The 25039-nt window shown below is 47.6% G+C and carries 27 protein-coding genes; 20 read left to right on the top strand and 7 right to left on the bottom strand.

The annotated features are described in order from the left end of the window. Positions 1-79: 79 nt before the first annotated feature. A complete protein-coding gene (locus tag H6F73_RS04330) occupies positions 80-988 on the bottom strand; it encodes a hypothetical protein (protein ID WP_190757589.1) in 909 nt (302 codons plus the stop codon). Positions 989-1002: 14 nt separating this feature from the next. Beyond that, positions 1003-2064: an undecaprenyldiphospho-muramoylpentapeptide beta-N-acetylglucosaminyltransferase gene (gene murG / locus H6F73_RS04325; RefSeq protein WP_190757588.1), complete on the bottom strand. Its 1062-nt coding sequence runs from the start codon at positions 2062-2064 to the stop codon at positions 1003-1005. 107 nt (positions 2065-2171) lie between these two features. Here murG and H6F73_RS04320 point away from each other — a divergent pair, with 107 nt between their 5' ends. From H6F73_RS04320 to lepB, 3 genes are all read left to right on the top strand, one after another. Continuing rightward, positions 2172-3017 carry a nuclear transport factor 2 family protein gene (locus H6F73_RS04320; RefSeq protein ID WP_190757587.1) on the top strand — a complete coding sequence of 282 codons (846 nt, stop codon included), beginning with the start codon at positions 2172-2174 and terminating at the stop codon, positions 3015-3017. A gap of 110 nt (positions 3018-3127) precedes the next feature. Next, positions 3128-3901, top strand: coding sequence for an SDR family oxidoreductase (locus tag H6F73_RS04315; RefSeq protein ID WP_190757586.1), 774 nt, complete (start codon positions 3128-3130; stop codon positions 3899-3901). A 6-nt stretch (positions 3902-3907) separates the two neighbouring features. Beyond that, positions 3908-5017: a signal peptidase I gene (gene lepB, locus H6F73_RS04310; RefSeq protein ID WP_190757585.1), complete on the top strand. Its 1110-nt coding sequence runs from the start codon at positions 3908-3910 to the stop codon at positions 5015-5017. Between the two features lie 60 nt (positions 5018-5077). Here the strand turns inward: lepB and H6F73_RS04305 are convergent, their stop codons facing one another. Continuing rightward, positions 5078-5995: a histone deacetylase gene (locus H6F73_RS04305; RefSeq protein ID WP_190757584.1), complete on the bottom strand. Its 918-nt coding sequence runs from the start codon at positions 5993-5995 to the stop codon at positions 5078-5080. A gap of 233 nt (positions 5996-6228) precedes the next feature. Between H6F73_RS04305 and H6F73_RS04300 the strand changes: the two genes are divergently transcribed. From H6F73_RS04300 to ndk, 5 genes are all read left to right on the top strand, one after another. Continuing rightward, positions 6229-6747 (top strand): hypothetical protein, encoded by a 519-nt coding sequence (locus H6F73_RS04300; RefSeq protein ID WP_190757583.1) that lies wholly within the window; start codon positions 6229-6231, stop codon positions 6745-6747. Between the two features lie 98 nt (positions 6748-6845). Next, on the top strand, positions 6846-7877 hold the full coding sequence (locus tag H6F73_RS04295; RefSeq protein WP_190757582.1) for a mechanosensitive ion channel family protein: 1032 nt from the start codon (positions 6846-6848) through the stop codon (positions 7875-7877). 91 nt (positions 7878-7968) lie between these two features. Continuing rightward, complete coding sequence (locus H6F73_RS04290) at positions 7969-8997, top strand: PstS family phosphate ABC transporter substrate-binding protein (protein ID WP_190757581.1); 1029 nt, start codon at positions 7969-7971, stop codon at positions 8995-8997. 56 nt (positions 8998-9053) lie between these two features. Further along, complete coding sequence (locus H6F73_RS04285) at positions 9054-9224, top strand: hypothetical protein (protein WP_190757580.1); 171 nt, start codon at positions 9054-9056, stop codon at positions 9222-9224. 78 nt (positions 9225-9302) lie between these two features. Then, positions 9303-9752 (top strand): nucleoside-diphosphate kinase, encoded by a 450-nt coding sequence (gene ndk, locus H6F73_RS04280; RefSeq protein WP_190757579.1) that lies wholly within the window; start codon positions 9303-9305, stop codon positions 9750-9752. Positions 9753-9866: 114 nt separating this feature from the next. Here the strand turns inward: ndk and H6F73_RS04275 are convergent, their stop codons facing one another. After that, positions 9867-10595: a TerC family protein gene (locus tag H6F73_RS04275; RefSeq protein WP_190757578.1), complete on the bottom strand. Its 729-nt coding sequence runs from the start codon at positions 10593-10595 to the stop codon at positions 9867-9869. Positions 10596-11022: 427 nt separating this feature from the next. On the opposite strand from H6F73_RS04275, the gene psaM reads away from it, so the two are divergent. Both psaM and H6F73_RS04265 read left to right on the top strand, forming a co-directional pair. Beyond that, entirely contained in the window at positions 11023-11118 is a 96-nt protein-coding gene (gene psaM / locus H6F73_RS04270; RefSeq protein WP_190469100.1) for a photosystem I reaction center subunit XII, read from the top strand. A gap of 283 nt (positions 11119-11401) precedes the next feature. Continuing rightward, positions 11402-11833: a hypothetical protein gene (locus H6F73_RS04265; RefSeq protein ID WP_190757577.1), complete on the top strand. Its 432-nt coding sequence runs from the start codon at positions 11402-11404 to the stop codon at positions 11831-11833. 9 nt (positions 11834-11842) lie between these two features. Here H6F73_RS04265 and H6F73_RS04260 read toward each other — a convergent pair whose 3' ends face one another. Then, a complete protein-coding gene (locus H6F73_RS04260) occupies positions 11843-12634 on the bottom strand; it encodes a tetratricopeptide repeat protein (protein WP_190757576.1) in 792 nt (263 codons plus the stop codon). Positions 12635-12948: 314 nt separating this feature from the next. Between H6F73_RS04260 and H6F73_RS04255 the strand changes: the two genes are divergently transcribed. Together H6F73_RS04255 and H6F73_RS04250 are read left to right on the top strand one after the other, a co-directional pair. Beyond that, on the top strand, positions 12949-13887 hold the full coding sequence (locus H6F73_RS04255) for a chromate resistance protein ChrB domain-containing protein (protein WP_190757575.1): 939 nt from the start codon (positions 12949-12951) through the stop codon (positions 13885-13887). A gap of 296 nt (positions 13888-14183) precedes the next feature. Continuing rightward, positions 14184-15383 (top strand): chromate transporter, encoded by a 1200-nt coding sequence (locus tag H6F73_RS04250; RefSeq protein WP_190757574.1) that lies wholly within the window; start codon positions 14184-14186, stop codon positions 15381-15383. Here H6F73_RS04250 and ctpA read toward each other — a convergent pair. Continuing rightward, on the bottom strand, positions 15380-16612 hold the full coding sequence (gene ctpA, locus H6F73_RS04245) for a carboxyl-terminal processing protease CtpA (protein WP_190757573.1): 1233 nt from the start codon (positions 16610-16612) through the stop codon (positions 15380-15382). The two genes, H6F73_RS04250 and ctpA, sit on opposite strands and share 4 nt — an antisense overlap. Before the next feature lie 618 nt (positions 16613-17230). Between ctpA and petB the strand changes: the two genes are divergently transcribed. The 5 genes from petB (at position 17231) to H6F73_RS04220 (ending at position 20709) form a co-directional block, all read left to right on the top strand. After that, positions 17231-17878, top strand: coding sequence for a cytochrome b6 (gene petB / locus H6F73_RS04240; RefSeq protein ID WP_190670249.1), 648 nt, complete (start codon positions 17231-17233; stop codon positions 17876-17878). A gap of 121 nt (positions 17879-17999) precedes the next feature. Continuing rightward, the gene (petD, locus tag H6F73_RS04235) at positions 18000-18482 is read left to right on the top strand and encodes a cytochrome b6-f complex subunit IV (RefSeq protein WP_190670251.1); all 483 of its coding nucleotides are present in this window, start codon (positions 18000-18002) and stop codon (positions 18480-18482) included. A gap of 219 nt (positions 18483-18701) precedes the next feature. Continuing rightward, positions 18702-19127: an anti-sigma regulatory factor gene (locus H6F73_RS04230; protein WP_190757572.1), complete on the top strand. Its 426-nt coding sequence runs from the start codon at positions 18702-18704 to the stop codon at positions 19125-19127. Positions 19128-19136: 9 nt separating this feature from the next. After that, positions 19137-20282 carry a glycosyltransferase family 4 protein gene (locus tag H6F73_RS04225; RefSeq protein ID WP_190757571.1) on the top strand — a complete coding sequence of 382 codons (1146 nt, stop codon included), beginning with the start codon at positions 19137-19139 and terminating at the stop codon, positions 20280-20282. Between the two features lie 46 nt (positions 20283-20328). Further along, positions 20329-20709, top strand: coding sequence for a hypothetical protein (locus H6F73_RS04220; RefSeq protein WP_190757570.1), 381 nt, complete (start codon positions 20329-20331; stop codon positions 20707-20709). Between the two features lie 384 nt (positions 20710-21093). Here the strand turns inward: H6F73_RS04220 and H6F73_RS04215 are convergent, their stop codons facing one another. After that, complete coding sequence (locus H6F73_RS04215) at positions 21094-21510, bottom strand: hypothetical protein (protein ID WP_190757569.1); 417 nt, start codon at positions 21508-21510, stop codon at positions 21094-21096. A 215-nt stretch (positions 21511-21725) separates the two neighbouring features. Between H6F73_RS04215 and H6F73_RS04210 the strand changes: the two genes are divergently transcribed. The 3 genes from H6F73_RS04210 to H6F73_RS04200 all read left to right on the top strand — a co-directional run bounded on the left by H6F73_RS04210 (position 21726) and on the right by H6F73_RS04200 (position 25039). Beyond that, on the top strand, positions 21726-22058 hold the full coding sequence (locus H6F73_RS04210; RefSeq protein WP_190757568.1) for a hypothetical protein: 333 nt from the start codon (positions 21726-21728) through the stop codon (positions 22056-22058). Positions 22059-22073: 15 nt separating this feature from the next. Continuing rightward, positions 22074-24239, top strand: coding sequence for a pentapeptide repeat-containing protein (locus H6F73_RS04205; protein ID WP_190757567.1), 2166 nt, complete (start codon positions 22074-22076; stop codon positions 24237-24239). Positions 24240-24526: 287 nt separating this feature from the next. Then, positions 24527-25039, top strand: a complete 513-nt coding sequence (locus H6F73_RS04200) for a hypothetical protein (protein WP_190757566.1) — start codon at positions 24527-24529, stop codon at positions 25037-25039.

Here is a 25039-nt window from a genome sequence, read left to right as displayed (position 1 = left end):
AATGATGAACCGGCACCGGCAGACTTTTCTCTATCGTTTAAGCCTTTCCAAATGCCGGCATTTTCGTACCCTAACTTCTTCAGAGGGTTTGCGCCCCAAATTGAGCTAATAATTCTTCACGGGAAAGAGTCAACAGGAGACGGGTAAACTCCTGCGGCGGCAGTTGCAGCAAAGGCTCAATGATCGCGGATAGTTCCTCATCAAGCTCACCAAATCGGACTCTGATAAGATTGTCTATCGTGGCACGCATTCCTTCGCGCATTCCTTCGAGTAAAGTATCTTCCCGCCATTTCAGATAAGCCGGTGATAAATTCATAATTAACTCTCGCTCGTCATCACTTAAATTTTGACTCGCTTCGACAGTAATGCGCCAGTTAGAAAGCAACTCCAAAATGTTATTTAATAACGGATGAGCCGGTGGGAGTTCCGTCACCTCATTCACTGCCTGTCGCTGAGTTGAACTGTTTCCTAAAAGCCGCAGCCAGAGGGTTTCTTCGGTGCGAGGTAGCTGGTTAATTGCCACAAGCGCTGTCCTCATGGCTGCCGGCAGAAAATAAACTCCTTCTGGCCAATTTCCTGCCGTATCGGCTGTCGCCCCAAATGCTTCCAGCAGCCGAGGCGAACACGAAGGCGACAACACCCACAAGCGCGGCAGATCCGCTTCTGGGAGGGAATTTTCCTCGCGTCGGGCTTTGCGCTGCATTTCACCGTGAATTGAGAACAGTTTCAGCAGACAACTGCGGATTTCTACCCACGCCGGCTGATTCCGAAAAGGCTCTAACAGACAGGCACTTGATGCCATCTGCCCCAATAATCCTAAAATCTGCCGTTCAGATGCCGGCTCAACTCCAGCAGGTGCCGGCGCAAACCAGACATCGACTTGCCGCACTTCTCCAGCAACTTCCCGACTGGTTTCCACTTCACCCAGAGGCGCTAACAATTCGGCTAGATATTGTTTAGCGAATTGATCGTAAGGGGTTCGCGTCATCGATTAAACCTCGATTAAGCCTCCAGCAACCGGCGCACTAATTTTCCTAAACGTTCGCTACTATCTGGAATTGCCAGAGAACCGGCGCATTCAGCCATTTTTTGCAAGCGTGCCGGCGAATTTAATAAATCCAACACCTTGTCTTCCAACACCTCTGGCGTTAAATCCCCTTGCCGGCACACCACAGCCGCACCGGCACCTGCAAACACCGCCGCATTATAGGCTTGGTGATCTTCCGCCGCGAAGGGATAGGGAACCAAAATTGAAGGCGTCTGTGTCACCGCCAACTCTGTCAGGGTGCCGGCACCGGCACGAGAGATCGCTAAATTAGCCCGCTGAAATAATCCAGCCATGTTGCTATAAAACGGCATTGAGAAATATTGCGGATGCTGCAAAATTCCTGCCTCTGGATCGTTTTCCCCCGTCTGGTGGACAATCCAAGCCCCCGCGTCAAACCATGCCTTCGCGCACTGACGCACCAATTTATTCAGCGCTACCGCCCCCTGAGAACCGCCGGCAACGACAATCACCGGCACCCCCTCCGGAATGGCTAAATCTAAGGGCTGCGGCGAAAGAAACTGCAATCTCACCGGCGTCCCTACATAAACCGTTTTCGCCTTTGGCAAATATTGCGCGGCAGATTCAAACCCGATCGCCACCGCCGTACACCAGGGACTAAACCAGCGTGTCACCTTCCCTGGCAAACCATTCGATTCGTGCAAAATCACCGGCAACCCTAGGGAACGCGCCGCAATAATTGCCGGTGCTGCAATATAGCCGCCGGTGGTGAATACACCTTGAAATTTCCGTTCTACTAGCAAACGCCTGACTTGACGAACCGAACCCAGCAATTTGCTTAAAACACGCAAACTGCCAAGTCCCCGCTGCTGAAATCCTTCTACGCCAATTGTATGTAATGGATATTGCTCAGGAACCAGCTGAGTTTCTAGCCGGTTGGGAACCCCTAACCATTCAATTTCATAATCGCTCAATTGCTCTGCCAGTGCCGTCGCTGGAAATAAATGCCCTCCGGTTCCACTAGCAGCGATTAACAGTCGTACAGGTTTACTCACCAATCCCTCTGTTAAATTTAAAATGCGCGGATTTTAGATTCATTGTTAATCTAAAATCTCAAACCTAAATTTGGCAGCCGAAGCTACCCAATTATTCAAACTATCACGCTATGCACAATCCGCTAACTCTACTGTCAGGCATATCTGGGACTTCTCGCCGGCACACCCGAACCCAAGTCATCTCATTTTTAGCCGGTTTAGCCGTTTGGTGCACCGCAGGAGTGTATGCCATCGGTGTGCGGGCGGCAACTCCCGATACTGCCCCTCCAGAGTTGAAAACGCTTCTGTCAAACATTGATGAAGCGGCTAACCGTCAAGATATTGAAGCTGTGATGCAGTTTTACAGTAAGAATGTCAGCCATGCCGACGGTTTAACTTACGAGAATATGAGAAAAGCTTTGAGCGATCTCTGGCAGCGCTATCCCCAGTTGAACTACCGCACGGAACTGCAATCTTGGCAAATTGATGGCAATGGAATTGTTGCGGAAACGGTGACGGTGATCGCCGGCAGCGAGAAATTGCAAGACAGAGAAATGAGCCTCAAAGCCACTTTACGGTCACGGCAACGCTATGAAAATCAAAAAATTGTTCGGCAAGAAATTTTAGCAGAACGCACCCAGATCACCTCTGGAGAGAAGCCACCCACGGTGAAAGTTCAGTTACCGGATCAGATTCGTGCCGGCCAAGAGTATAATTTTGACGCCATTGTTGAAGAACCTTTGGGTAGTAGTTTGCTGATCGGAACTGCTTTAGAAGAATCTATCAAAGCAGAAAGTTATTTTAATCCTTCAATAGTGAAGTTAGAACCGCTGCCGGCGGGCGGACTTTTCAAAACGGGGCGCGCACCGGCAGCATCTGACCCTCGCTGGATTTCGGCTGTTTTAGTGCATAAAGATGGCATGACTTTGATTACCGAACGCCTCAAAATTGTTGGTGCCGGTGGCGTAACAAAGTGAAGTAAGGGAATTGGGAATAGGGCATAGGGAATGGGGCATAGGGAATTTTCACCCGTTCTCCCCCTCTCCTTCTCTCTTTCAGACGAAATAAGTATTAAGCAAAGACAGTAATGATTTCTATCCAAGAAAAAATTGTTTTTATCACCGGCGCGAGTAGTGGCATTGGCTCAGCTTGTGCCAGAATGTTTGCCCAAGCCGGTGCCAAGTTAATTTTAAGCGCAAGGCGTTTAGACCGGCTCGAACAATTGGCGGCTGAATTAAATGAAAAATTTTGCACTCAATCTCATTTATTACAGCTAGATGTGCGAGATCGCGCTCAAGTTGAATCCGCGCTTTCCAGTTTACCTTCCTCTTGGGAAGCGATAGATATTTTGATTAATAATGCTGGACTTAGTCGCGGTTTAAGCAAACTTCACGAGGGCAGCATTCAAGATTGGGAAGAAATGCTGGATACGAATGTTAAAGGCTTGCTCTACGTCACGCGAACGGTTGTTCCGGGAATGGTAAGTCGGGGTCGGGGTCATGTGGTGAATATTGGCTCAATTGCCGGTCGTCAGGCTTATCCTGGGGGCAATGTTTACTGCGCGTCTAAGGCGGCTGTCCGGGCAATTTCTGAAGGTTTAAAACAAGATTTGTTGGGGACGCCGGTGCGAGTAACAGAAATTGAACCGGGTTTAGTTGAAACAGAATTTAGTATGGTGCGGTTTCATGGAGATAACGACCGCGCTAATAAAGTTTACCAAGATTTAACTCCGCTCACCGCTGAAGATATTGCTGATGTGGTGTTTTTCTGTGCCACTAGACCGGCTCATGTTAATATCAGCGAACTGCTGATTGTGCCGACAGATCAGGCAAGTGCAACGCTTGTTCACCGGCGAAGTTGAACGCGAATGAAACCTTCTAAGTTAAATCAGCCGGCAAAAAGAGAGAATAAAGAACCTTGGCTGGCTGTTAATTTATCCTTATTTTTTCCTGGCATTGGACAAATCTATGCCGGCAAACTTTTTAAAGGGGTAATTTTGATAGTTAGTCAAGTTACTCTGATTCTAATTGCTGCCTGGTCAATTTTTAGTCCCACTGGTAACACAGTAGCCGGGATTAGCTTTTTAGCATTTATGCTCGTTATTTATATTTTAAATCTTTTTGACGCTCACAATAGTATAAAAAAAACAAAGCCCCAGAAAATAAACAACGTTTCTGTAAAACAACCTCCCACTTATTCATCCTTTAGCCTTCATCGTTCATCCGCTATCAAAGACCCTTGGCTAGCAGTCTTTTTATCCCAAATTTTGCCAGGTATTGGTCATCTATACATAGAGAAAATCTTTTTGGGTGGAGTTTTCCTGATTTTTATCATTATTTTTTCAAATTTATCTGTATTTTTCTGGCCCTTACGCGTAGTTACTGCAATTATTGCTGCAATTGCCTGTTATCACGTCTATCTCGCTTCCTCCAAAAAATCTAGAAAATCAAGGCAGTTAATTAGGCAAGTTGTCGTTGCGATTATTATATTTAAACTTACAATGGCATTCCTGCCTATTTTGGTTGAACAGCAGGTTGAAAAATTTACAATTCCTAGCAATTCAATGCTGCCGACGCTGCAACCTGGGGATAAAATATTTGTGCATCAATCTAGGAATTATATTCCTCAGCAAGGGGATTTAGTTGTCTTTAATCCGCCTCCAAAAAACCGATTTTCAGATGTGAACAAAAATGAATTCTTTGTTAAGCGAGTGATTGGTAGACCGGGGGAAACTGTTCAAATCAGTAATGGGGTTGTTTATATTAATAACCAACCTTTGAAAGAAGATTATACTGCCCAACCGGCTGCTTATCAATGGGGTCCCCTAGCTGTGCCTGCCGGCAACTATTTGGTTCTAGGAGACAATCGTAATGATAGTTTTGACTCCCACGCTTGGGGATTTTTGCCGGCAGCCAATATTATCGGCAAAGTCTATAAAATTTATTGGCCTCCAGCCCGTATTCAACCTTTAAATTAAAACCTTTTATGTTTACTTGCAGTTCGTTAGTTTCTTGAGATATATAAAACGGAATTTACCTCAAAGCCGGCACTGTCGATATACTTGACTGGCAGCCCGATGCAATAAAGAATGCCGGTAAACTAATCCCTTCATATCCTCAGCATAACCGCCGCCAATTACACAAGCAACCGGGCAGCCGGCGGCTACACAAGTCGTCAAAACCTGCATATCTCGACGAAACAAACCTGTATCTGTCATTGCTAACTTGCCCAAACGATCGCCGGCATGAGTATCAACGCCGGCATCATAAAGTACCAAATCTGGCTTCACCTCCGACAGCAAATCTGGTAAATATTTATCCAACGTTTGTAAGTAATCATCATCCTCCATCCCCACTGGCAACGGGACATCTAAATCGCTTTTTTGTTTCGTTCCCGGAAAATTAATCTCACAGTGCATTGAAAACGTAAAAACACTAGAATCTTCTTGAAAAATAACCGCAGTTCCGTCTCCCTGATGCACATCTAAATCCACAATTAAAACTTTGCGAATTAGCCCTAACTTTTGCAAAACGCGGGCGGAAATTGCCAGATCATTAAAAATACAAAAACCTGAACCAAAATTTGGAAACGCATGATGTGTACCACCGGCAGTGTTGCACGCCAAGCCGGCACTTAGCGCCAACTTTGCCGTGAGAATTGTACCCCCCACCGCAATGCAAGTGCGATTTGCCAGCGCAGAACTCCAAGGCAACCCGATCCGCCGCTGCGCCTTGGCATCCAGCGTTCCCTCACAGTATGCCTGAACATAGCTAGGGTGATGAACCAGTTGAACCCACTCTAGGGGAGGCAACACCGGCGCGTGAAATTGTTCCAAACGCGCCACCCCATCCGCCAAAAGCATTTCGTAAAGTTGCCGAAACTTCGGCATGGGAAAACGATGTCCTGCCGGCAGCGCTACGACGTAATCTGGATGATAAACGATTGGCAGATCCATGACTGATTTATTGATTGAAGCCTTGACTTTTGCTCACAGCAGCAACTCTAATAGTAGTGGTTTAAACACTTACCTGCTGGAGTTTTCCGCTTTCTAACCCCTAAAATACTAGCGCCGGAGTGCAGAGTTTCGCCACAAACCCACCACAAATGCTGCCGGATTCTGAGACAATTACCGTCCTTGCACCTTATGCTATTTGAAGATAAGGAAAAACAAGCCACCCCAAACCAATTATGCAACCCAAGATAATCTGGCAACTAGGCAGCAGCAACCCTGACAATGCTAATAATTTAGATGCTATCCGTCAGTGGTGGCGCACACTTACCGGCAAAGAAATTAGCTGGCGGCAACGACTTATCCCGCCAAGCGGCGATGTAAGCGAACTCGACTGGGAACCTCAGCGTTTTGATGAACTGTTCGTTATTTCTAGTCCCGAAATTCGTGGCATCACGCTTTATTGGCGCAAGCCGAATTCTCCAGATGAGCGCAGCACAACCCCGCATAAAATAGAATTAGACACGCGACGCCAGCAGTTTTATATTTATCCTCAATCTCAAAAAAATCTTGTGATTCAGGTGGGATTCCCTGAAATTGTTTATCAGAAAATAAAATTAAACAATCCTGAAATCGAATACAGTCAAGCTGCTGAAAAATACGTTATTACTCTACGGGATACCCTGCAACAGCTAGAAATAAAAGTTACTCTTAATAAAGAAAAAATTACCCAATTAAAGCAAGACTTGCCCTCTTAACTATTTTTGAGAAAAATCCCTCTTTAGACAGAAGTCAAAAGCTAAAATCTGACCGAGCATTTATTTAAAATCTTGGCAAATTTTTGGTGCATTTTTTAATGAAACAATGGATTGTTCCTGTAGCATTCATCTTAATTGGCTTGATTGCCGGCGTAATTTCCGAGCGAGTTCTTCTCAATAAATTAAAAGGATTTATTGCCAGAACAAAGTTGCCGGGAAATGAACTTTTTATTCTATCACTGCGCGGCATGACTTTTATTTGGTTAGTCGTTGCCGGCTTTTCGGGCGCAGTGATTAGCCTCCATGTTAATGGACTAATTTCTGCTAGCGTTTTCGCAATCCTGCAAAAAATCCTCACCAGCATTTTCCTTTATTCGGTGACAATCGTCGCAGCTAGACTCGCTGCCGGTTTTGTCACGATATTGAGTCAAAAAGCAGAAGGCGTTTCCGCCTCCCTCCTTTCTAATCTCGCTCGAATTGTCGTTTTTGTTTTTGGCATTCTGACGATCCTCCAAACACTAGGATTTTCAATCACCCCCATCCTAGCAACCTTGGGAATTGGAGGTTTAGCCGTAGCTTTAGCTTTTCAGGATACGCTATCCAACTTGTTCTCTGGTTTATACCTAATTATCTCCAGACAAGTCAGAACCGGCGATTATGTAAAACTGGAAACTGGACAAGAAGGTTACGTGATCGATATCACCTGGCGCAACACTATCATTAAAGAACTTCCCAATAATGTCATCATTGTGCCAAATACAAAACTCGCTTCTGCCATCTTTACCAACTATCACCTGCCGGCAAAGGAAATTACAGTTCAGGTTCAAGTAGGGGTGAGTTACCAGAGCGATCTTGAGCAAGTTGAACAAGTAACTCTTGAAGTTGCCCAAGAAGTCATGCAAGAAGTTTCACAATGCGTTCCAGACTTTAAACCTTTTATTCGCTTTCAAAGTTTTGGAGAATTTAGTATTAATTTAACTGTTTTTCTGAGAGTTAATGAATTTTTTGATCAAAATATTGCTAGACATGAATTTATTAAAAGATTGCATAAACGATATCAGCAAGAAAGAATAGAAATTCCTTTTCCCAGCAGAGATCTCTATTTAAAAGACAAGCAGGAAGACCTTTAAGCCGGCAGGAATTCGTCATTAAATGTAGAGGCGAGATTTGGCTGTTTTGTCTAAGCTATTAAAAGAGAAACTGCGACCCTACAATCAGGTCATGGCACAAAAAAATGAAACCGCTGTTCTCATCTTGTCCCTGCTGATCACCGTTGGGTTGGTAGGTGCCGGCCTTTGGTGGTTCCTCCAGCGTTCTGGCACAAATTTAGGGGGTAGTGCCCCATCCAATCAGCCGGCGCAAACCAGCAGTCAGAGTTTTGCCCAACTGCAAGATGTCCCAGCCGGCCTGTTTAGCTATGGTGGTAGCACCTCTTGGGCACCGATTCGACTTACAGCAGATCCCGCAGTTCAAGTGGCTAGACCTGAGTTTAAACTGCGCTACATCGATCCGATTGGTGAGCCACCCGGTTCTAGCACCGGCATTCGGATGTTACTTGATGGCCAAATGGCCTTCTCCCAATCCTCCAGACCGATCCGCGACACCGAGTTTCAGCAGGCACAGCAGCGAGGGTTCAGCCTCAAACAAGTTCCCGTAGCCATCGATGGCTTAGCAATTGCCGTTAACCCCTCCCTCAACATCAGCGGTTTAACACTCGCTCAACTAAAAGATATTTACATCGGCAAGATTGACAACTGGAGCCAAGTGGGAGGGCCAAATCTCAACATTATCCCCTTTACACGCCCAGCAGATACCGGCGGCACCGTTGAACTGTTTGTGCAAGAAATCCTAGGAGGTCAAGCTTTCGGGCCAAACGTTAAATTTGTCCCCAATACCACTCAAGCGCTACGCCAGTTGGCTGACAACCCAGGCGGAATTTACTTTGCCTCCGCCCCAGAAGTTGTCCCACAATGTACGATTAAGCCGTTGCCAATTGGCCGGCAAGCCGGTGAATTTGTGCCACCCTATCAAGAACCGCTTGTGCCGATTGAACAGTGTCCCAACCAGCGAAACCAGCTAAACATTCAAGCATTTCAGCAAGGTCGATATCCAATCACCCGCAGTTTATTTGTAGTCATCAAGCAAAATGGCCAAATCGAACAGCAAGCCGGTGAAGCTTACGCAAACTTGTTGCTCACCGTCCAGGGACAAGAACTGATTTCCCAGGCAGGGTTCGTCAGAATTCGTTAAATTTTGCCTTTAGATAGCAATCAAATTCAATTAACCAAGCCAATAGAGAGAAAAATATGGAAAAGATGCAACCGCCCAGCGATCAAACATGGGATTATCCTTGCCCCCGGTGTGATCGCCCGACGAACAAAGCCAAACCAGAAGACGAGTATGAATGGTACTGCGAATGCGGCGCAGTTGGGTATGCCACAGGAGTTGTGAGTGAGGCCAAAACAGAAGACACTTAGCATCCCGAATCGCCATAGAAGGGACGTTCTGAGCTAATCTGATTTTTGTGTTAGTTGAAGCAGTTCTAGGAGATCGGTGTGGAGAGAACATTTTTAGCAATTAAGCCAGATGGCGTTCAACGCGGCCTGATCGGCGAGATCATCAGTCGTTATGAAGCAAAAGGCTTTACCTTAGTCGGCTTGAAGCTGATGAAGGTAAGCCGCGAACTGGCCGAACAGCACTATGGCGAGCATAAAGAAAAACCTTTTTTCGCTGGGCTGGTAGATTTTATTACCTCCGGCCCAGTTGTCGCAATGGTCTGGGAAGGTAAGGGAGTTGTCGCCTCAGCGCGGAAAATTATCGGCGCTACCAACCCCCTCAACTCAGAACCGGGCACCATACGCGGTGATTATGGGGTTGATATTGGCCGCAATATCATTCATGGCTCTGACGCCGTAGAAACCGCCCAAAGAGAAATTAGCCTCTGGTTTAAAGAAGAGGAATTAGCCCGTTGGGAACCCACCCTTACCAAGTGGATCTACGAATAGCCACTGACAAACAAAGGTGGGCGGTGCCCACCTTAAACATCTAACCCTAGCCGCTAGTCCTAGGCCAAGGATGAAGGATGAGAGGCGTTTCTTCCCCTCTGACTGGTGCCGCCTCTAGTCGCTAGTTTCTAGCTCCTTTTCTTTCGCCTCACCGGCATCTGCCACACTCGCCGGTTTGCGTTTAGAAAATCCCCAGATGAATAATCCGGCGATCACGGAAATCATCAACCACTGTGGTGGCGCGAAATCGTCTCTGAACACTTTCACCAGCAGCCGTGCTCCTACCAAGCCAACCGTCATATAGCCGGCATCCTCAAGGTAGACATATTCATCCAGCCAACGGATAAATAACCCGGCCATAAACCGCAGCGTCACGATCCCGATTGTTGCGCCGGTGAGAACCAGCCAAGTTTGGTCAGATACCGCAATTGCAGTTGTGACACTATCGAGCGAAAACGCCAAATCTGTCAGAGCGAGCGTTGGAATTGCCTGCCAGACTGTGGTAAAACGCGGCCCTCGGTGTTCTCCCTCCTCGCCCTCATCGGACGTAAAGTGTTGGAAAACTAGCCACAGCAGATAGAGCGCACCCAGCAGTTCAAACTGCCAGAACTTGATCACCCAAGTAGCCGTGAGAATCAAAGCCATTCGCAGCACAAAGGCAACCACCAAACCCACATTCAGCGCCTGAGTCTGCATCTTGGCATCTTCCAAGCCTTTGGAAATGGATGCCAGGGCGATGGCATTGTCTGCGGATAGCACCGCCTCTAGGGCCACCAAAATGACCAGTAGAAAAAAGGCGTCTATCCCGAAATTGGGGTAAAAGTCTAGAAATTGATCCAGCATTAACGATTTTTTGAGCTTGACAGTTGCAAATTAAGAGCAACAACCAAATTGCCTAAATTATCAAAGAGTATGACTCTATTTACATAGCTTAACCTTTAATTAGGGAACTCTGCCGCCTAACCCATGTAACTAAGTCGCAGAGTCACAGAGTCCTGAGTTACCCTTTACTGCTCTATGGTGGGCTTTTCGTCCGCTTGTCCCTACCAGAAGTTATTCAATGCTGAGTGCCGAGTGAGTTGTGATGCAGCGCTACCCTCACTCAAAAAAGCAGTTACTGATACAAATTTGATATAACAGCCCCAACTATCTCCCAGAGGGCTTGCCGAAAGCGCACTTTTTGTTTCATCTTGTTACAAGAGTATTCCAGAAATCCGCAATTTGGTCGAAATTGGTGAACGACTACCCGTGAAATTAGGAGTTTTTAACAATGTCTCTATCAGACACACAAGTCTTAGTCGCTCTTGTCGTTGCGTTGATTCCAGGCATTCTAGCCTTCCGGCTGGCAACAGAACTTTACAAATAAAGTTCTCAAGAGTCCCGCTATGGGGAGCCTGTCTGGGGAAGTGACCCCCACGCTTGCCGGCAACAACGACCATTAACGGTAAATTGTCAGGTAAGATTACTGGCGGTCAATTTTCAAGGGAGGCTCCCCTTGCGATCTGTGTAAAGCTTAACAAGGCTGTAAAATGGCAGGTATTCTAACCTAGCGTCGTTTAACTTCCTCAACAAATCCACACAGGTGTGCATCTGGTGAGGTCTGCCTCAAACTCAGTTGCAATCCCTACTTAGCGCTGAATTTCAACACCATGAATGCCATTCAACCCTCAAGACCCACTCTGCAACCTGTAGAACCCCGCCGTCGGGTAGCGCGTCGCGCTGGGAAGCAACAGCGACAAAATCCTCACTTGATGATGGCCACTGAAACGACTGTGAAGTTAGCAGTCAATGTTGTGCTGTCTCTTGTCGCTGTTTCTGCTTTAGTACAACTGTTGCCCCATAACCGAGCTGGGCAAGAGAAGTTACAGCAAGTTCAAACAGAAGTTCAATCAGCTCAAGGACGGGTTAATCAATTGCGGGCAGACTTTAGCCGCTCTTTCGGCCCACAACAAGTGAAAACGATTATGCAAGAGCAAAGCTATCGAATGGACCCCGCACAGTTGCGGATCGTTTGGTTGGAAAGCCGGCCTAGCGAGGCGCAAGAATTGACCGAACCTCCACAGGATTTAGACACTCCCTAAAAGAGCCGGTTACGCGCTCAAGGGTTTGAGGAGATGATCGAGCCAGCTTTCTACACGCTGCTGCAGCCGGCTTGCACCTTCTACCTGTCCCACATTCGCTGAGTGCAGTTGGCTTAAGGCACGCCGGTAATCGGCCATTGCTAAGTTCCAATCACCCATTAAGTGATACGTCCGGCCTCTTTCAGCCCAGATATTGAGTTTCAGCGTTCCTAAGCGCAAAGCACAGTCAAAATTCTCAATGGCTTGTTCATACAATCCCAAGTCCCTGAAGGTAATTCCTCGATTAATCCAGGCGCGAATATAAACCGGGTTGAGATCGATAGCCTTGCCATAGTTAACAATTGCTGCCGACAACTTCTTTTGCGCCGCGTAGTAATTGGCTCGATTGTTGTAGGCGCTGGCTAATCCCGGATTGAGTTGAATTGCCTTGTTATAATCCGCAATAGCCTTGTCCATCTGGCCACTTTGGAAATAAATTAACCCGCGATTGTTGTATTCGCTTGCACTTTCAGGATGGCGCGAAATCAGTTGGCTCAGGATCTCAATCGCCTCAGTATATTGTCCTCGTTGAGCTGCCTCTTTCGCTTGGCTGCGACAAATGAGTAACTCTTGCTCTTGCTGGCTTGAGGTAAGCATCGGCTCTGTAGTAGGTTCTAGGGGATTAATGCTTGGCTGCTGCATTCGCTGACGTTTCTCAGCCAATTGGTGCTCCTGCTTAGATCCCACCTGCGTCCCTTGAACTGTTGTGCGGCAGTGGGGGTAAGTTCTGTTTTGGCGGTCTGCAAAAGAGCGAGCGTTCATGGCGTTATCCGTGTCCCTAGTAGCCTTCAAACATAAATTTATAAAGTTCTCTGTGCCGGCGGGATCGCCGATGTGTCACTTCCGAAGGCGTCTGGCAAATAATTGGATAAGGTGTATTGACTCAGGGGCTTCACTTAACCGAAAAAGCTTGCGGTTTCTAGGTTTGAGCCGGCATCCGTTAGGTGAAGCGAAAACAATCTTTTCAACCATCCGCGCAAGTGTCATAGTGATCAACCTCACACACGCTGGCGCTCGGTGGGATGATAGGAATGTAAGTAACACTTGTTACACCCACATCCTAAATAAATCCGCCCATGAAGTGGGTTGTCTTTTCTTACTCTCTGCCATCCAAGTCAAACTCTAGCCCACGAGTTGCCCTGTGGCGTCGTCTGCGCCGGCAGGGTGCGATTTCTTTGACGAGTGGAGTTTATGTTTTACCGGCACGCGATGAATGTATCGAAGCCTTTCAGTGGCTTGCTCAAGAGGTGCAACAAGCAAACGGGGAAGTTCTGGTTATTCATGTTGAGCGATTTGACGGATTAACTGACTCGCAGTTAATCGAACTTTTTCGGGATGTTCGCCGGCCAGAATATGCAGAAATTGAGGCGCAAGCTGAAGAATTGGAAAAGATTCTCAGTGCCAACACAAACTCGGAAAATCGAGAGCCGGTGAAAGACGCACTGGCAAAGCTGCGTAAGCGCTATGCAGAAATCACGAGAATTGACTTTTTCGACTGTCCAGAAAGCACGCAATTAGCATCACGACTAACACAAATCGAGCGGCTACTTTCTTCCACCAACTCTTTAGCTGAAGCAATTGTGCCGGCTGCCATTGCCCAATATCAAGATAAATGCTGGGTGACTCGTCCGCGTCCTTATGTAGATCGCATTGCCTGTGCTTGGTTAATCCGGCGATTTATTAACCCCAAGGCTGTGATTCGCTACTCATTGCAGCCGGCTCCAGACGAGGTGGCGTTTGATATGCAAGGTGCAGAGTTTGGTCACACCGGCAACCTCTGCTCTTTCGAGACAATGGTATTACGATTTGGCTTGAAAAAACCAAGTGTGCAAACGCTTGCAGAGATTGTCCACGAACTTGACTTGCGTGATGGATTGTATATACATCCTGAGACAGCAGGAATTGAAGCGGCTATCCGAGGTTGGGTACTTTTGGGGCTTTCTGACGCTGAACTTGAGTTGCGCGGACTTGAACTTTTTGACGGACTTGACGCTGTACTTTCTAGAAATAAGTAATATAAAATCAGGTTAATAACTCATTATAACAACTTCAAAAGAAAATTCAATTTATAGCGAATCCATCAAAAGAAAACTTCTCCCGATGAAGTTTTTCCCCTCTTGTCAAGTTTATTTTAATCTTTAATAAAAAAATTCTTAAAAACACTTTTCAAGCGGATTATTTGTAAATATTATCCGCCGTTTCTTATTTGGGTATAAGATGTTGCTCAAGATAGAAACACATATTACATTATTACTGACATCGAAAGAGTGGAGCTTCGTGGCAGCTCCCTCAAGGCACAACATTCAACCCTATGACTGAACCTTTAGAAAATCAGACAAATTCCCAGCCAGAGACAGAAACTCCCCAGTATTCGTTGTGGCAAATGATTATGTACGCACTCAAACTGGGAGCAATTGGCTTTGGTGGGCCGGTTGCCTTAGTTGGATATATGCACCGGGATCTCGTTGAGGACAAGCAGTGGATCTCCGAAAGCGACTACAGTGAGGGACTGGCACTGTCTCAACTCGCTCCCGGCCCTTTAGCAGCGCAGTTAGCCATCTACCTCGGCTATGTGCATTACCGTATCCTTGGGGCTACCTTGGTGGGAATTGCCTTTGTTGTGCCGTCTTTCCTGATGGTTGTGGCATTAGGCTGGGCTTACACGCGCTATGAGGGCATTCCCTGGATGCAGGCGGTGTTTTATGGAGTGGGATCAAGTGTCATTGGGATTATCGCTTACAGCGCCTACCGGCTCACGACAAAAAGCATCGGGAAGGACTGGTTGCTGTGGGCGATTTATCTGGTTGCAGCGGCTGTCACCATCATTACTGAATCGGAAGAAGTGCTGCTGTTTTTGGCCGCCGGCATCCTAGTTTGGCTCGTGAAAGCGCCACCTAAGCAATGGTGGCGAGGCAAGAAACTGAGTAGCTTTACGGTATTGCCCCTGATCCCGCTTTTTGCAGCCGCACCGGCAGCCGGTTCGGGAACGCTGTGGAACATCATGATCTTCTTCAGCAAGGCAGGTGCCTTTGTCTTCGGCAGCGGTTTGGCAATTGTGCCTTTTTTATATGGCGGTGTGGTTAAAGAATTCGGATGGCTGAACACCCAGCAGTTCCTAGACGCTGTCGCGGTTGCCATGATTACACCTGGGCCGGTGGTGATTACAACCGGCTTTATTGGTTACTTAGTTGCCGGCTTTCCAGGCGCTTGTGTAGCCGCCCTTGCCACTTTTCTTCCCTGCTATTTGTTTACCATCATTCCCGCTCCCTACTTCAAGAAATACGGAAAGCGCCCCGACATTGCCGCCTTTGTTGATGGCGTGACGAGTGCGGCAATTGGGGCGATTACGGGGGCGGTGATTGTGCTGGGCCGGCGTTCGCTGATCGATATCCCGACTGTTTTAATTGCAGTTGTGACGCTGGCAATCTTGTTCAAATTTAAGAAGAAAGTGCCAGAACCGGCAATTGTATTAGCGGCTGCTGTGATTGGGCTAGTTCTCAAGTCCAGTTAAGGAACACCGGCAACCACCGCACCGTTTACCAGCAAATCCACAGCAGCTTGATATTGCCGATCAGCCGCCGTCGCCACCTGATTGCGGTTAATCAAGTCTAGGGACACCACTCGGTCTGGCATAATTCCTAACTTGTGGATATCTCGGTGGTTTGGCGTTTCGTACTTAGCCACTGTTACCGCTAACCCAGAACCATCAGATAAGTCAAATAAAGATTGAATCAGTCCTTTGCCAAAGGTTTTCTCTCCCAGCAGCACAGCGCGTCCATTGTCTTGAAGCGCACCGGCAAGGATTTCACTGGCGCTGGCGGTTCCCTGATTGACTAAGACGACTAAGGGATCATCCGTGAGTGCTTGGCCCGTGGCTTCAAAGCTGCCGGTGATGCCTTGCCGGTTGACTGTATAAACGATGGTGCCGGTGTTCAGCCAGAGGCGGGCAATTTCAATGCCGGCCTGCAAAAGGCCACCCGGATTATTTCGCAGATCGAGGATATAGGCTTGTGCACCTTGTTGTTCCAGTTTCCCTAAGGCATGGGCGACCTCAGCAGTAGCATTTGCATTGAATTGGGTAAGGCGAATGTAGCCTAGGGGGATGCCGTTGGCAGGGGTTTGCAGTTCGGCGTGTACGGGGTTGAGGGCGATGCGATCGCGCACCAGCTCGATTTTTAAAGGTTGCTCACTTCCCTCTCGTTCCACGGTTAGGGTGACGCTACTGCCGATAGGGCCACGCATCCGGGTTGCTGCATCGTCGAGGGAAAGACCGATGGTAGAGACGCCATCGATTTCTACGATGAGATCGCGGGGGTGAACACCGGCCCCGTCTGCCGGTGATCCCTCTATCGGTGCCACGACTTCAATTTTGCCGGTGTTCTCATCTAGAGCAATTTGCAGCCCAACGCCGGTAAGTTCGCCGGATGTATTGACTTGTAAACTGTGGTACTGATCGGGCTTTAATAATCGTGTGAATGGGTCGTCCAAGCCGGCCAGCATTTCCGTGATGGCAGTGTAGGTGGCCTCGCGATTTTTCAGTGGGGACTTCATTGCCTTTTGGCGCACTAACCACCAGTTTTGATTGTTGAATGAGTCATCCACATAAGCGCGATTGACAATTCGCCATGCTTCATTGAATAGCTGCTGTTCTTCTGTTAAGGCAGATGCCGGGGATGCCGGCCAGCCCAACATGAGCAGCAGTGTTAGTAAAAGTCCGACCCAGAAAACTCGTTTGTGCATATCACCGATTTTTAAGCTTCAACTCAGAATCCACCTGCTATCAAGGCTGAGAAAGCCGTCATCCTGTTGCTGCGCTAGAAATGCCGGTTTGGCTAGTTTCCACCGGCAGCTTTTAGTGCGGGCACTTTAAAACTAGATAACCATTTAGTTTTAAAGCAAAAACAGCTTTGCTCCCTTAATCCCTTGTTTAGACTATGTTACAGAAACCCGGCCAGAATGCCCCACCCATTGCGACTCATGAAACGTTACTAATAAACGTGATAAAATTTAACAACCTACTCCAGGTTGGTCAACTCAAAAAAAGGCTAAAAGCTTTAAAGTTGATACCTGTCTCAGGACAGAGAATAAAGCGAAAGCTAATTTGTTGAGTGTTGAGTTCCGTGGGGCGCGTGCCACCCCGCTCCTACCCTTCGGAAACGCCAAGGGCGTAAGCACGAAGGTAGCTAGCACTGGAGAGAGAGACCTGCTACCTTGAAAGGACTACTGTCTTAAGGCAAGGTTTGTCAGACAGCTATAAAATCTCTATCGTGAGATAGAGAAGCCCTGATCCCAAGGGGGATGGGAGGATCGTCAAACTTTTGATGAACAGCAATACATTTTTTGGGGAACGCTTGCCTTATGGCTAATGTCTACGATTGGTTTGAGGAGCGCCTAGAAATTCAGGCTCTCGCTGAAGACGTAACGAGTAAGTACGTCCCTCCTCATGTCAATATTTTCTACTGCTTGGGTGGGATTACCCTCACTTGCTTCTTAATCCAGTTTGCCACTGGATTTGCCATGACGTTTTATTACAAGCCGACCGTAACCGAAGCTTTTTCATCAATTCAGTATTTGATGACAGAGGTTAACTTCGGCTGGCTCATCCGCTCCATCCACCGCTGGTCGGCCAGTATGATGGTGCTGATGATGATTCTGCACATTTTCCGGGTTTACCTCACCGGCGGTTTCAAAAAGCCCCGTGAGTTAACCTGGGTAACTGGCGTCATTTTAGCGGTAATCACCGTTTCATTCGGCGTCACCGGCTACTCTCTGCCTTGGGATCAAGTCGGTTACTGGGCCGTCAAGATTGTGTCAGGCGTGCCTGAAGCAATTCCCGTCGTCGGTTCGCTGATCGTTGAGCTGCTGCGCGGTGGCACCAGTGTTGGCCAAGGAACCCTCACCCGGTACTACAGCCTGCACACATTTGTGCTGCCTTGGTTAATTGCAGTCTTCATGCTGCTGCACTTCTTGATGATTCGCAAGCAAGGTATTTCTGGGCCGTTGTAAGGAATTTTGCGTAAAGACGCGAGGTGTTCGCGTCTTTACAGGGTTTTGAGTTAAGTATTCAAAATTCAAAATTCATAATTTGCCAACGACCAACAACTAACAGGAGAACACTCGCGCTATTATGGCAACCCTGAAAAAACCGGATCTGAGCGATCCAACACTACGCGCTAAACTCGCCAAAGGCATGGGTCACAACTACTATGGTGAACCCGCTTGGCCCAATGACTTACTTTATATTTTCCCGGTCGTGATTTTAGGGACGATCGCCCTGTGCGTGGGTCTAGCTGTGCTAGATCCAGCAATGGTGGGTGAGCCGGCAGACCCGTTCGCTACCCCCCTGGAAATCCTGCCTGAATGGTATTTGTGGCCGGTTTTCCAAATCTTGCGTATCCTTCCTAACAAATTGTTGGGAATCGCTTGCATGGGTGCAATTCCTCTGGGATTGATGCTCGTTCCCTTCATTGAGAACGTCAACAAGTTCCAAAACCCCTTCCGCCGGCCCCTCGCCACAACCATCTTCATGTTTGGGACGTTGGTTACGATCTGGTTGGGTATTGGTGCAATTTTCCCAATTGACACATCTCTCACCCTCGGTCTGTTCTAAAAGACGAGATTGTTTGAACTTTGACGCCTGTCAAGTTTTCTAGAAGTGCGGCTGTACTTTTAAGAAACCTGAGCAGGCGTCAATCATTAATAAATGCCTGATTTTGTCTTCAGTAGAAATAACAGGATACTCAGGGTCAATTTTTCCTTACTCAAGCCACATTATTGGCAAAATAAAAACATTTAGTTTCCTAGAATTAATGGTTGGTCAAGCTTGGATATGTTGCAGCAAGACCATCTGACAGTCCAGAGCGATTTAACGTTACTAAATAAAGTGCAAAAATGGTTTGAGGGGTTCTGCTTGCAACATACCTCCAAGTTGTCTTTGCCAGAAGAGCAGCGCTATTGCCTGAATTTAGCCCTCGCTGAAGGATTTAGTAACGCCGTTCGCCACGCCCATCAAGACTTACCCCCGGCCACCCCGATTGATATTGATGTAACCCTCTGGGATGATCGGATGGAAATTCGGATTTGGGATTGGGGAAAGCCTTTCAATCCTGACGTTGTAGAAGAACCATCTCCGGGCACACTCCAAGAAGGCGGCTATGGCTGGTTTCTGCTTCGGCGTTTGGCTAATAAAGTTGTTTATGAACGCTATCAGGATCGTAGGAATTGCCTTTTGATTGTCAAATATCATTCAAAATGACTGACAGCTTTGAACCAGAACGTGAAAGCACCGGCACCGGATATATTTGTTTTCTTGGAAGTCTTTTCTTCTGAGGGCGGCATTCAATCTTATGTCAAGGATATTTTAAAAGCTTATGTCTCTATAAGTGCCGGCACTGCTGAGGTTTTCCTGCTGCGGGATAGTCCAGAGTGTCAAAATCCGTTTGCAAGTACTCTCCCCACAATTGCCCCTAAGCTTAAATTTCATTATTTAAAAACCTTACCCCCTTCTTTAGGCCGGCTGCGACTAGCCATAACACTGCTGCGCTGTCTCCTACAACAGCGTCCCCGACGAGTTTTCTGCGGCCATATCAAGCTAGCACCCCTAGTTGAATTACTCTGCCGGCCTTTAGGAATTCCTTATACAGTTCTGACTTACGGCAAAGAAGTGTGGGAACCGCTGCCAGCCAATTACCAAAAGGCACTCCGGCAAGCCGACAGCATTTGGACAATTAGCCGGTATAGCCGAGAGCGTGCTTGTGCAGCGAATAACCTCGACCGGCAAGCGTTCCAGATTTTGCCCTGTGCAGTGGATGGTGACGTTTTTACACCGGGAGAGAAAGACCCAGCTTTCGTTGAAAAATACGGGCTTGCCGGCACTGGGGTATTCATGACCGTAGCGCGTCTGTGGTCAGGGGATATTTATAAAGGTGTCGATGTGACGATTCGTGCTTTGCCTCATTTACTACAAAAATACCCGGAAGTCAAGTATTTAATTGTCGGGCGGGGAGACGATCAACCCCGTTTAGCTCAATTGGCGCAAGACTTGGGCGTAGCAGATCGGGTGGTGTTTGCCGGCTTTGTCAGGGCAGAAGACTTGCCGGCGCATTACCGCCTCGCAGATGCCTATATCATGCCTTCCCAAGAAGGCTTTGGCATCGTGTATTTAGAGGCAATGGCGTGTGGGGTGCCGGTGGTTGCCGGTGAGGCTGATGGTTCCGCTGAACCCTTGCTGGATGGTAAACTGGGCTGGAGAGTGCCCCATCGAGATCCAGAAGCCGTAGCCGGTGCCTGTATGGAAATTCTCAAGGGCGAAGATAGCCGGTGTGAGGGAGTTTGGTTACGGCAGCAAGTGCTGGAGCATTTCAGTACGGCTACCTTCACTTTTCGCCTTAAACAACTCCTAGATTTGTGATTAGTATGGAAATAGTCCGTACCATCGTGCCCTATAGGAGACGACCGTGAACCAGAACAGCCCCAAAACCTTTCAATTTAACCTGTCTGGCGTGGGCAATTGGCTAACCATCTTACTGATCGTTTGGTTGCTGGCAACTTTTGGCTTGGGCTGGCTGGTCAATTCCCTATTATTCTTGATGGGTTTGGTTTTAATTGTGCCGGTGATTGGATACTTTGGCTTACGCTGGTGGCTGAGTCGAAATCTGATTCAAGACCCTTGTCCGGTGTGTCAGTATGAAATTACGGCTTTGAATCAGACTCAACTGCAGTGTCCTAGTTGTGGTGAACCACTTCAAGTTCAACAAGGTCATTTGGAGCGCTTAACACCTCCGGGTACGATTGATGTTAAGGCTGTTGAAGTATCTGCTAAGCAGCTTGAAGATTAGTGACCGTCTGTGTTTCTGTGCCGGCTGCTAGATGGAAATTCGCTAATTGTTCATGCAGTGGTTGTGATTAGCGGGGGGATTTTTTAGCGCCGGCATTTGCGTGTTTTAAGGGTGTTTTTGTGGTGATAAATTGACGTTTGGAGGCGGAGTTAATGTTTTTTAACCGCAGATAAACGCAGATAAACGCAGATGATAGCGCAGCTTGCCGTTAGGCATATACAGATAAATACAAATGAATGCGGATGGGTTAAGGGTTGGGTTCTGAGATAAAGCGATTCTCAATTTGAGGCGAAGCGTTTATCGTGGATGAGTGGGTTTGAGAATCGCTATGTCTGTTTTACGATTAATTTATGTTGGAATGAAACCGGCAACTGAAGGCTTTGATTAAGGCTTTGCCGTGACAGATAAGGTGAAGGGGTTGTTACCTTTTTCGCGCTCTCCAACGTAAATATTGTAGGTTCCTGGTTTCCAAAATCCAGAGATTTCAGGCTGCCCTAATCCGCAAAAACGCCCTCCTGGCCCTTCAATTAACAGAGTTTGCTGACCGTCACCTTGGACACTGAAACGTAGATAGGTAAATGGTTCACTTAGTTGAATTTGGAGATTCGGGGCGTCTGCGATAAATCCGCAGTCACCGCTGTCTTTCGTACCTCCAGATGTGCCACCCCCAAGCGGTTGAGGATCGGGTTGGAAGTTAGGAGAAATTGGCACCACTTGGGCGTTACCCGGAACACCACTGAAAGCCGCTAAAATCAAGAGCGCGGCAGCGGGAACAACCATCCAGCGACGGAATCTTTCCATTCTTGTCATTCCCCTTTGAGCAAGGGGTTCCTCACAATTAAATACTCTATATTTCAGGACGAGTGGGGATTGTGGAGGTTCCGACCCTCACAACAGGCTATCTTTTATATTAGATGCTACATTCGCTACAATCACAAGAATCATGTAATGAAGCGGCGTCGTGTTTCTTTCTAGGGCTAAAGCCACGCTTATTTTCACACTACCGGCATATTTTTATGAATTCAGAATCTGAAGAGGCTCAACGCCTAGAACGTCAAATGCAAAAACTAGAGGTTGAAGTCAATCAGCAGCAACCTCTACAAACCCATTTTGAAGCATCTCCTGCTATTCAATCCCTCTACAGTCAATTTCTGAGTTGGTATCAAAGACTTCCTCAAATTGGCCAAATTGCAGTGATTGGCGGCGGCATACTGATCGGGCTGTCAGCGCTCAGTATAGTCTTTCAACTCATTCGCCTAGCTTTTAGTCTTGCAGTGCTAGGGGTGATAGTTTACTTGGGATACAAGTTTCTCTTGGTTCCCCAATCGTCACAAGATAAAGATTCGTAACCGGGAATTCTACTGATGGCTAGCTCAAGCGCAACTAGAGGCATTTATCGATCTAAGCAAGTGTCTATGCCGGCAAACTCGCTGCCGCTGCTAGCCCGACGTTGTGGTGCTTGGGCGGCAGAAGTTTCGTTGATTGTAGCGAGTGCGCTGATTCCGTTCAGTGTTGGGTTGTACGCCCAGTCTCACCTGCCGGCTAAGCCAGTTCCTCTCAATCCTGTGCTAGCTACTGCGGAAGAAGCGGTTGCCAAAACCCTGATCATTCCCATGCGGTTGCCTTACCGGCAGGTATCTCCCTTAACCAATTTACTGTGGAGTGGGGCGCTTGTGACGCCTTTGCTCGTCGCGGGTGGGCAAATTTACTTACTGGCTAAAACCGGCAAGACGCTTCCCAAGCGTTGGTTTGGACTGCAGGTTGTCACGGCTGCCGGTGATCCGCCCGGTTTTAAACGAGCTTTACTGCGCGAAGGGGTGGGCAAGTGGGGAATTCCGCTGGGCGTCGCTTATACGATTTGGCGCTGTAGTGGGGCAGTGCCAGATTTGGGAATTTTAACGGGACTAGCCGGCTTAATGCTACTGGCGGACGCGGTTAGCGCTAAGTTTAATCCCCAGCGTCAAACGCTTCATGACCGCTTGGCAGGAACATTTATTTTAGATGCTGAGGGCAGTGTGCCCAAGTTCCAGCGGTTCGATGCGCCAAGGTTCGGGCAATCTGGGGCGTCTTCTGCTTTCAACGATGAAGATGAAGATGCCACTATTGCAGCCCTTGTTTTAACGCCTGAAACCCGTTGGCGGCGAGCAGGAATTTTAAACTGGATTCGTCAAAATCCGGGCGTAACGCTGTTAATTGTTACCGCTACAACGTTAGGTTCAGTCTTAATAACTTTTGTCGGTACACAAGTTTATATACAAAGTCAGGTGAACTGGCGTCAAGGCCGGCAGCAGGATAAGGAGACGTTTCTGCAACTGGTGAATAAGTTCGCACCGGATGAGAGAAGAGGTGCGATCTTGGCGATGGGGACGCTAAATCAGCCGGACGCCCAGATTCAGCTATTAACCGATTTACTTAGCTTAGAAACTGAGCCACAATTGATGGATGCAATTGGGCAAGCATTAGTCACCACCGGCCCTAAAGCGCTTCCTTTTTTACAGCGTTTGAATCAGTCTGTGAGAAACGATTTAGAGTCTCTGCGCTATGGCGGCAACCGGCAGGAACGTCAGCAGGTGGCGTTGCGGTTGCGGACAACTCAGCGGGCGATTGCTAGAATTCTCACGCTGTATAATGAGCAAATCCACGCTGCGGATCTCAGCCGCACAAATCTGGCGGAAACAACTTCTGGCTCAACTCAGTTTACTTTGGTGCTAGATAAAACTGATTTATCACGCATTCAATTTAAAGGCGCGATTTTGACAAATGCCAGTTTTCAAGAAAGCCGGTTTTACGGTGCCGGTGAGGATAGACTATTTGGCACCTTTGACGATAAAATTGCGGATCTCAGTGGTGCTGATCTTAAAGAAGCCAACTTCACTGGCGCTTTACTTAGCCAAGTTTTGATGAATGGCACAAGTTTAATTCGCGCTAATTTAAACAAGGCGAATTTGTCTAGGGCGCACTTAAAGAATGCAAATCTTAGCAGTGCTCAACTGACGGGTGCAAATCTCGGTCAAGCGGTGTTAACAAATGCTAGTTTAACTGGGGCTAGTTTAGGCGAAGCGAACCTAGCCGGTGCGAATCTACAAGGGGCGCGACTCAGCCAAGTGAAAGCCGTTGGGACGAACTTTCAATGGGCAAATTTAACCCAAACTGAGTGGCAACAGGCAGATTTATCAGGGGCAGATCTGCGTCAAAGTAATCTTCAAAATGCTGACTTGTCGTCAACCCGACTGGTAGGGGCAAATTTAGCCGGCGCACAATTGCAGTCAGCCAATTTCCGCAACGCCGATCTTAGTGAAGCAGATTTACGGGAAGCAAAATTAGCCGGGGCAGATTTTCAAGGAGCAACCTTTGTCGCAATTGTGCCTGCGACACCCGATCAATTTGTGCAAGCCATGCCTGCCGGTTCCCCTTCCATCTACCTTCAAGGCGTTGATTTTAGCTTAGTAAAAAACTTAAATGTCAAACAACTAACTTATATCTGCGCCCAAGGAGGACTGCATCCAAAATGTGCCATCTCAAACCGCTAAAAACCGAAAATCGAGAACCCAGTAAAAAGGAAAAACCCTATAACAAAGTTTTGGCGTCATCTAAACTTGTGCAAACATCGTAAAAGCCAGAAATTGAACGCATTCAACCCTTAACCTTATCTGCGCTTATCTGCGTACGCCAAATAGCAAACTATCGCCCACATCTGCGTTTATCTGCGGTTTAAAAAAGTTAGCATTTGCAATAACTCAATTGTTCCTTGCTACTAACTAAAACCGCCGGCAAAAATAGAATTTTCTGCTCAATTCTAAGTGTGAGGAATAAAGACATGGAACATCTTAAGCGTTTATTGTGGGCAGTCAGTACAACAGCAGCACTCGGAAGCATTACAACATTAAATAGCAATATCGAGCCGGTTTTCGCTCAAGCTGCCTATGGTAGCTACGTCGGCGTCGGAGGTTCAGTTGGAGTTAACGGCGACGGCGACGGAACCCAAGGTGCTGCTGTCGTTGCAGTGCGCTATAAACTGCTAGAAGTTCCAGTTTCCCTCCGCGCCCAAGCCTTCATTAATGGCGACGGAACAGCAATTGTCCCTACCGTTTCCTATGATATTCCCATGAATTGGCAGACAGATGCTTATGTTGGTGCCGGCGTTTCCTTTGCCGGCGGCGATACACCCGTAGGCGACAAAACAAGCTTTGCCATTCAACCCGGAATTGACTACTCCCTGCCTAACAGCCGGTTAGTCGTATTTGGCAATGCCATTATTGCATTTGATGCCTACCGTAAAGAAGGCGGCGCTGCCGTTTCTGTGCAAGGCGGCTTAGGCTTAAGATTTTAA

Source organism: Microcoleus sp. FACHB-68, from assembly GCF_014695715.1.
Classification (GTDB): Bacteria; Cyanobacteriota; Cyanobacteriia; order Cyanobacteriales; family Oscillatoriaceae; genus FACHB-68.
Note: the sequence above shows the minus strand (reverse complement) of the source record. Positions and strands in the feature narration are given on the sequence as shown.

What these genes read in the sequence shown, in the direction of transcription:
- H6F73_RS04330 (WP_190757589.1), bottom strand. Translation starts at nt 988, where the DNA reads ATGACGCGAACCCCTTACGATCAATTCGCTAAACAATATCTAGCCGAA.
- H6F73_RS04320 (WP_190757587.1), top strand. Translation starts at nt 2,172, where the DNA reads ATGCACAATCCGCTAACTCTACTGTCAGGCATATCTGGGACTTCTCGC.
- H6F73_RS04315 (WP_190757586.1), top strand. Translation starts at nt 3,128, where the DNA reads ATGATTTCTATCCAAGAAAAAATTGTTTTTATCACCGGCGCGAGTAGT.
- lepB (WP_190757585.1), top strand. Translation starts at nt 3,908, where the DNA reads ATGAAACCTTCTAAGTTAAATCAGCCGGCAAAAAGAGAGAATAAAGAA.
- H6F73_RS04305 (WP_190757584.1), bottom strand. Translation starts at nt 5,995, where the DNA reads ATGGATCTGCCAATCGTTTATCATCCAGATTACGTCGTAGCGCTGCCG.
- H6F73_RS04300 (WP_190757583.1), top strand. Translation starts at nt 6,229, where the DNA reads ATGCAACCCAAGATAATCTGGCAACTAGGCAGCAGCAACCCTGACAAT.
- H6F73_RS04295 (WP_190757582.1), top strand. Translation starts at nt 6,846, where the DNA reads ATGAAACAATGGATTGTTCCTGTAGCATTCATCTTAATTGGCTTGATT.
- H6F73_RS04290 (WP_190757581.1), top strand. Translation starts at nt 7,969, where the DNA reads ATGGCACAAAAAAATGAAACCGCTGTTCTCATCTTGTCCCTGCTGATC.
- H6F73_RS04285 (WP_190757580.1), top strand. Translation starts at nt 9,054, where the DNA reads ATGGAAAAGATGCAACCGCCCAGCGATCAAACATGGGATTATCCTTGC.
- H6F73_RS04275 (WP_190757578.1), bottom strand. Translation starts at nt 10,595, where the DNA reads ATGCTGGATCAATTTCTAGACTTTTACCCCAATTTCGGGATAGACGCC.
- psaM (WP_190469100.1), top strand. Translation starts at nt 11,023, where the DNA reads ATGTCTCTATCAGACACACAAGTCTTAGTCGCTCTTGTCGTTGCGTTG.
- H6F73_RS04265 (WP_190757577.1), top strand. Translation starts at nt 11,402, where the DNA reads ATGAATGCCATTCAACCCTCAAGACCCACTCTGCAACCTGTAGAACCC.
- H6F73_RS04260 (WP_190757576.1), bottom strand. Translation starts at nt 12,634, where the DNA reads ATGAACGCTCGCTCTTTTGCAGACCGCCAAAACAGAACTTACCCCCAC.
- H6F73_RS04255 (WP_190757575.1), top strand. Translation starts at nt 12,949, where the DNA reads ATGAAGTGGGTTGTCTTTTCTTACTCTCTGCCATCCAAGTCAAACTCT.
- H6F73_RS04250 (WP_190757574.1), top strand. Translation starts at nt 14,184, where the DNA reads ATGACTGAACCTTTAGAAAATCAGACAAATTCCCAGCCAGAGACAGAA.
- ctpA (WP_190757573.1), bottom strand. Translation starts at nt 16,612, where the DNA reads ATGCACAAACGAGTTTTCTGGGTCGGACTTTTACTAACACTGCTGCTC.
- petB (WP_190670249.1), top strand. Translation starts at nt 17,231, where the DNA reads ATGGCTAATGTCTACGATTGGTTTGAGGAGCGCCTAGAAATTCAGGCT.
- petD (WP_190670251.1), top strand. Translation starts at nt 18,000, where the DNA reads ATGGCAACCCTGAAAAAACCGGATCTGAGCGATCCAACACTACGCGCT.
- H6F73_RS04230 (WP_190757572.1), top strand. Translation starts at nt 18,702, where the DNA reads ATGTTGCAGCAAGACCATCTGACAGTCCAGAGCGATTTAACGTTACTA.
- H6F73_RS04215 (WP_190757569.1), bottom strand. Translation starts at nt 21,510, where the DNA reads ATGGAAAGATTCCGTCGCTGGATGGTTGTTCCCGCTGCCGCGCTCTTG.
- H6F73_RS04210 (WP_190757568.1), top strand. Translation starts at nt 21,726, where the DNA reads ATGAATTCAGAATCTGAAGAGGCTCAACGCCTAGAACGTCAAATGCAA.
- H6F73_RS04205 (WP_190757567.1), top strand. Translation starts at nt 22,074, where the DNA reads ATGGCTAGCTCAAGCGCAACTAGAGGCATTTATCGATCTAAGCAAGTG.
- H6F73_RS04200 (WP_190757566.1), top strand. Translation starts at nt 24,527, where the DNA reads ATGGAACATCTTAAGCGTTTATTGTGGGCAGTCAGTACAACAGCAGCA.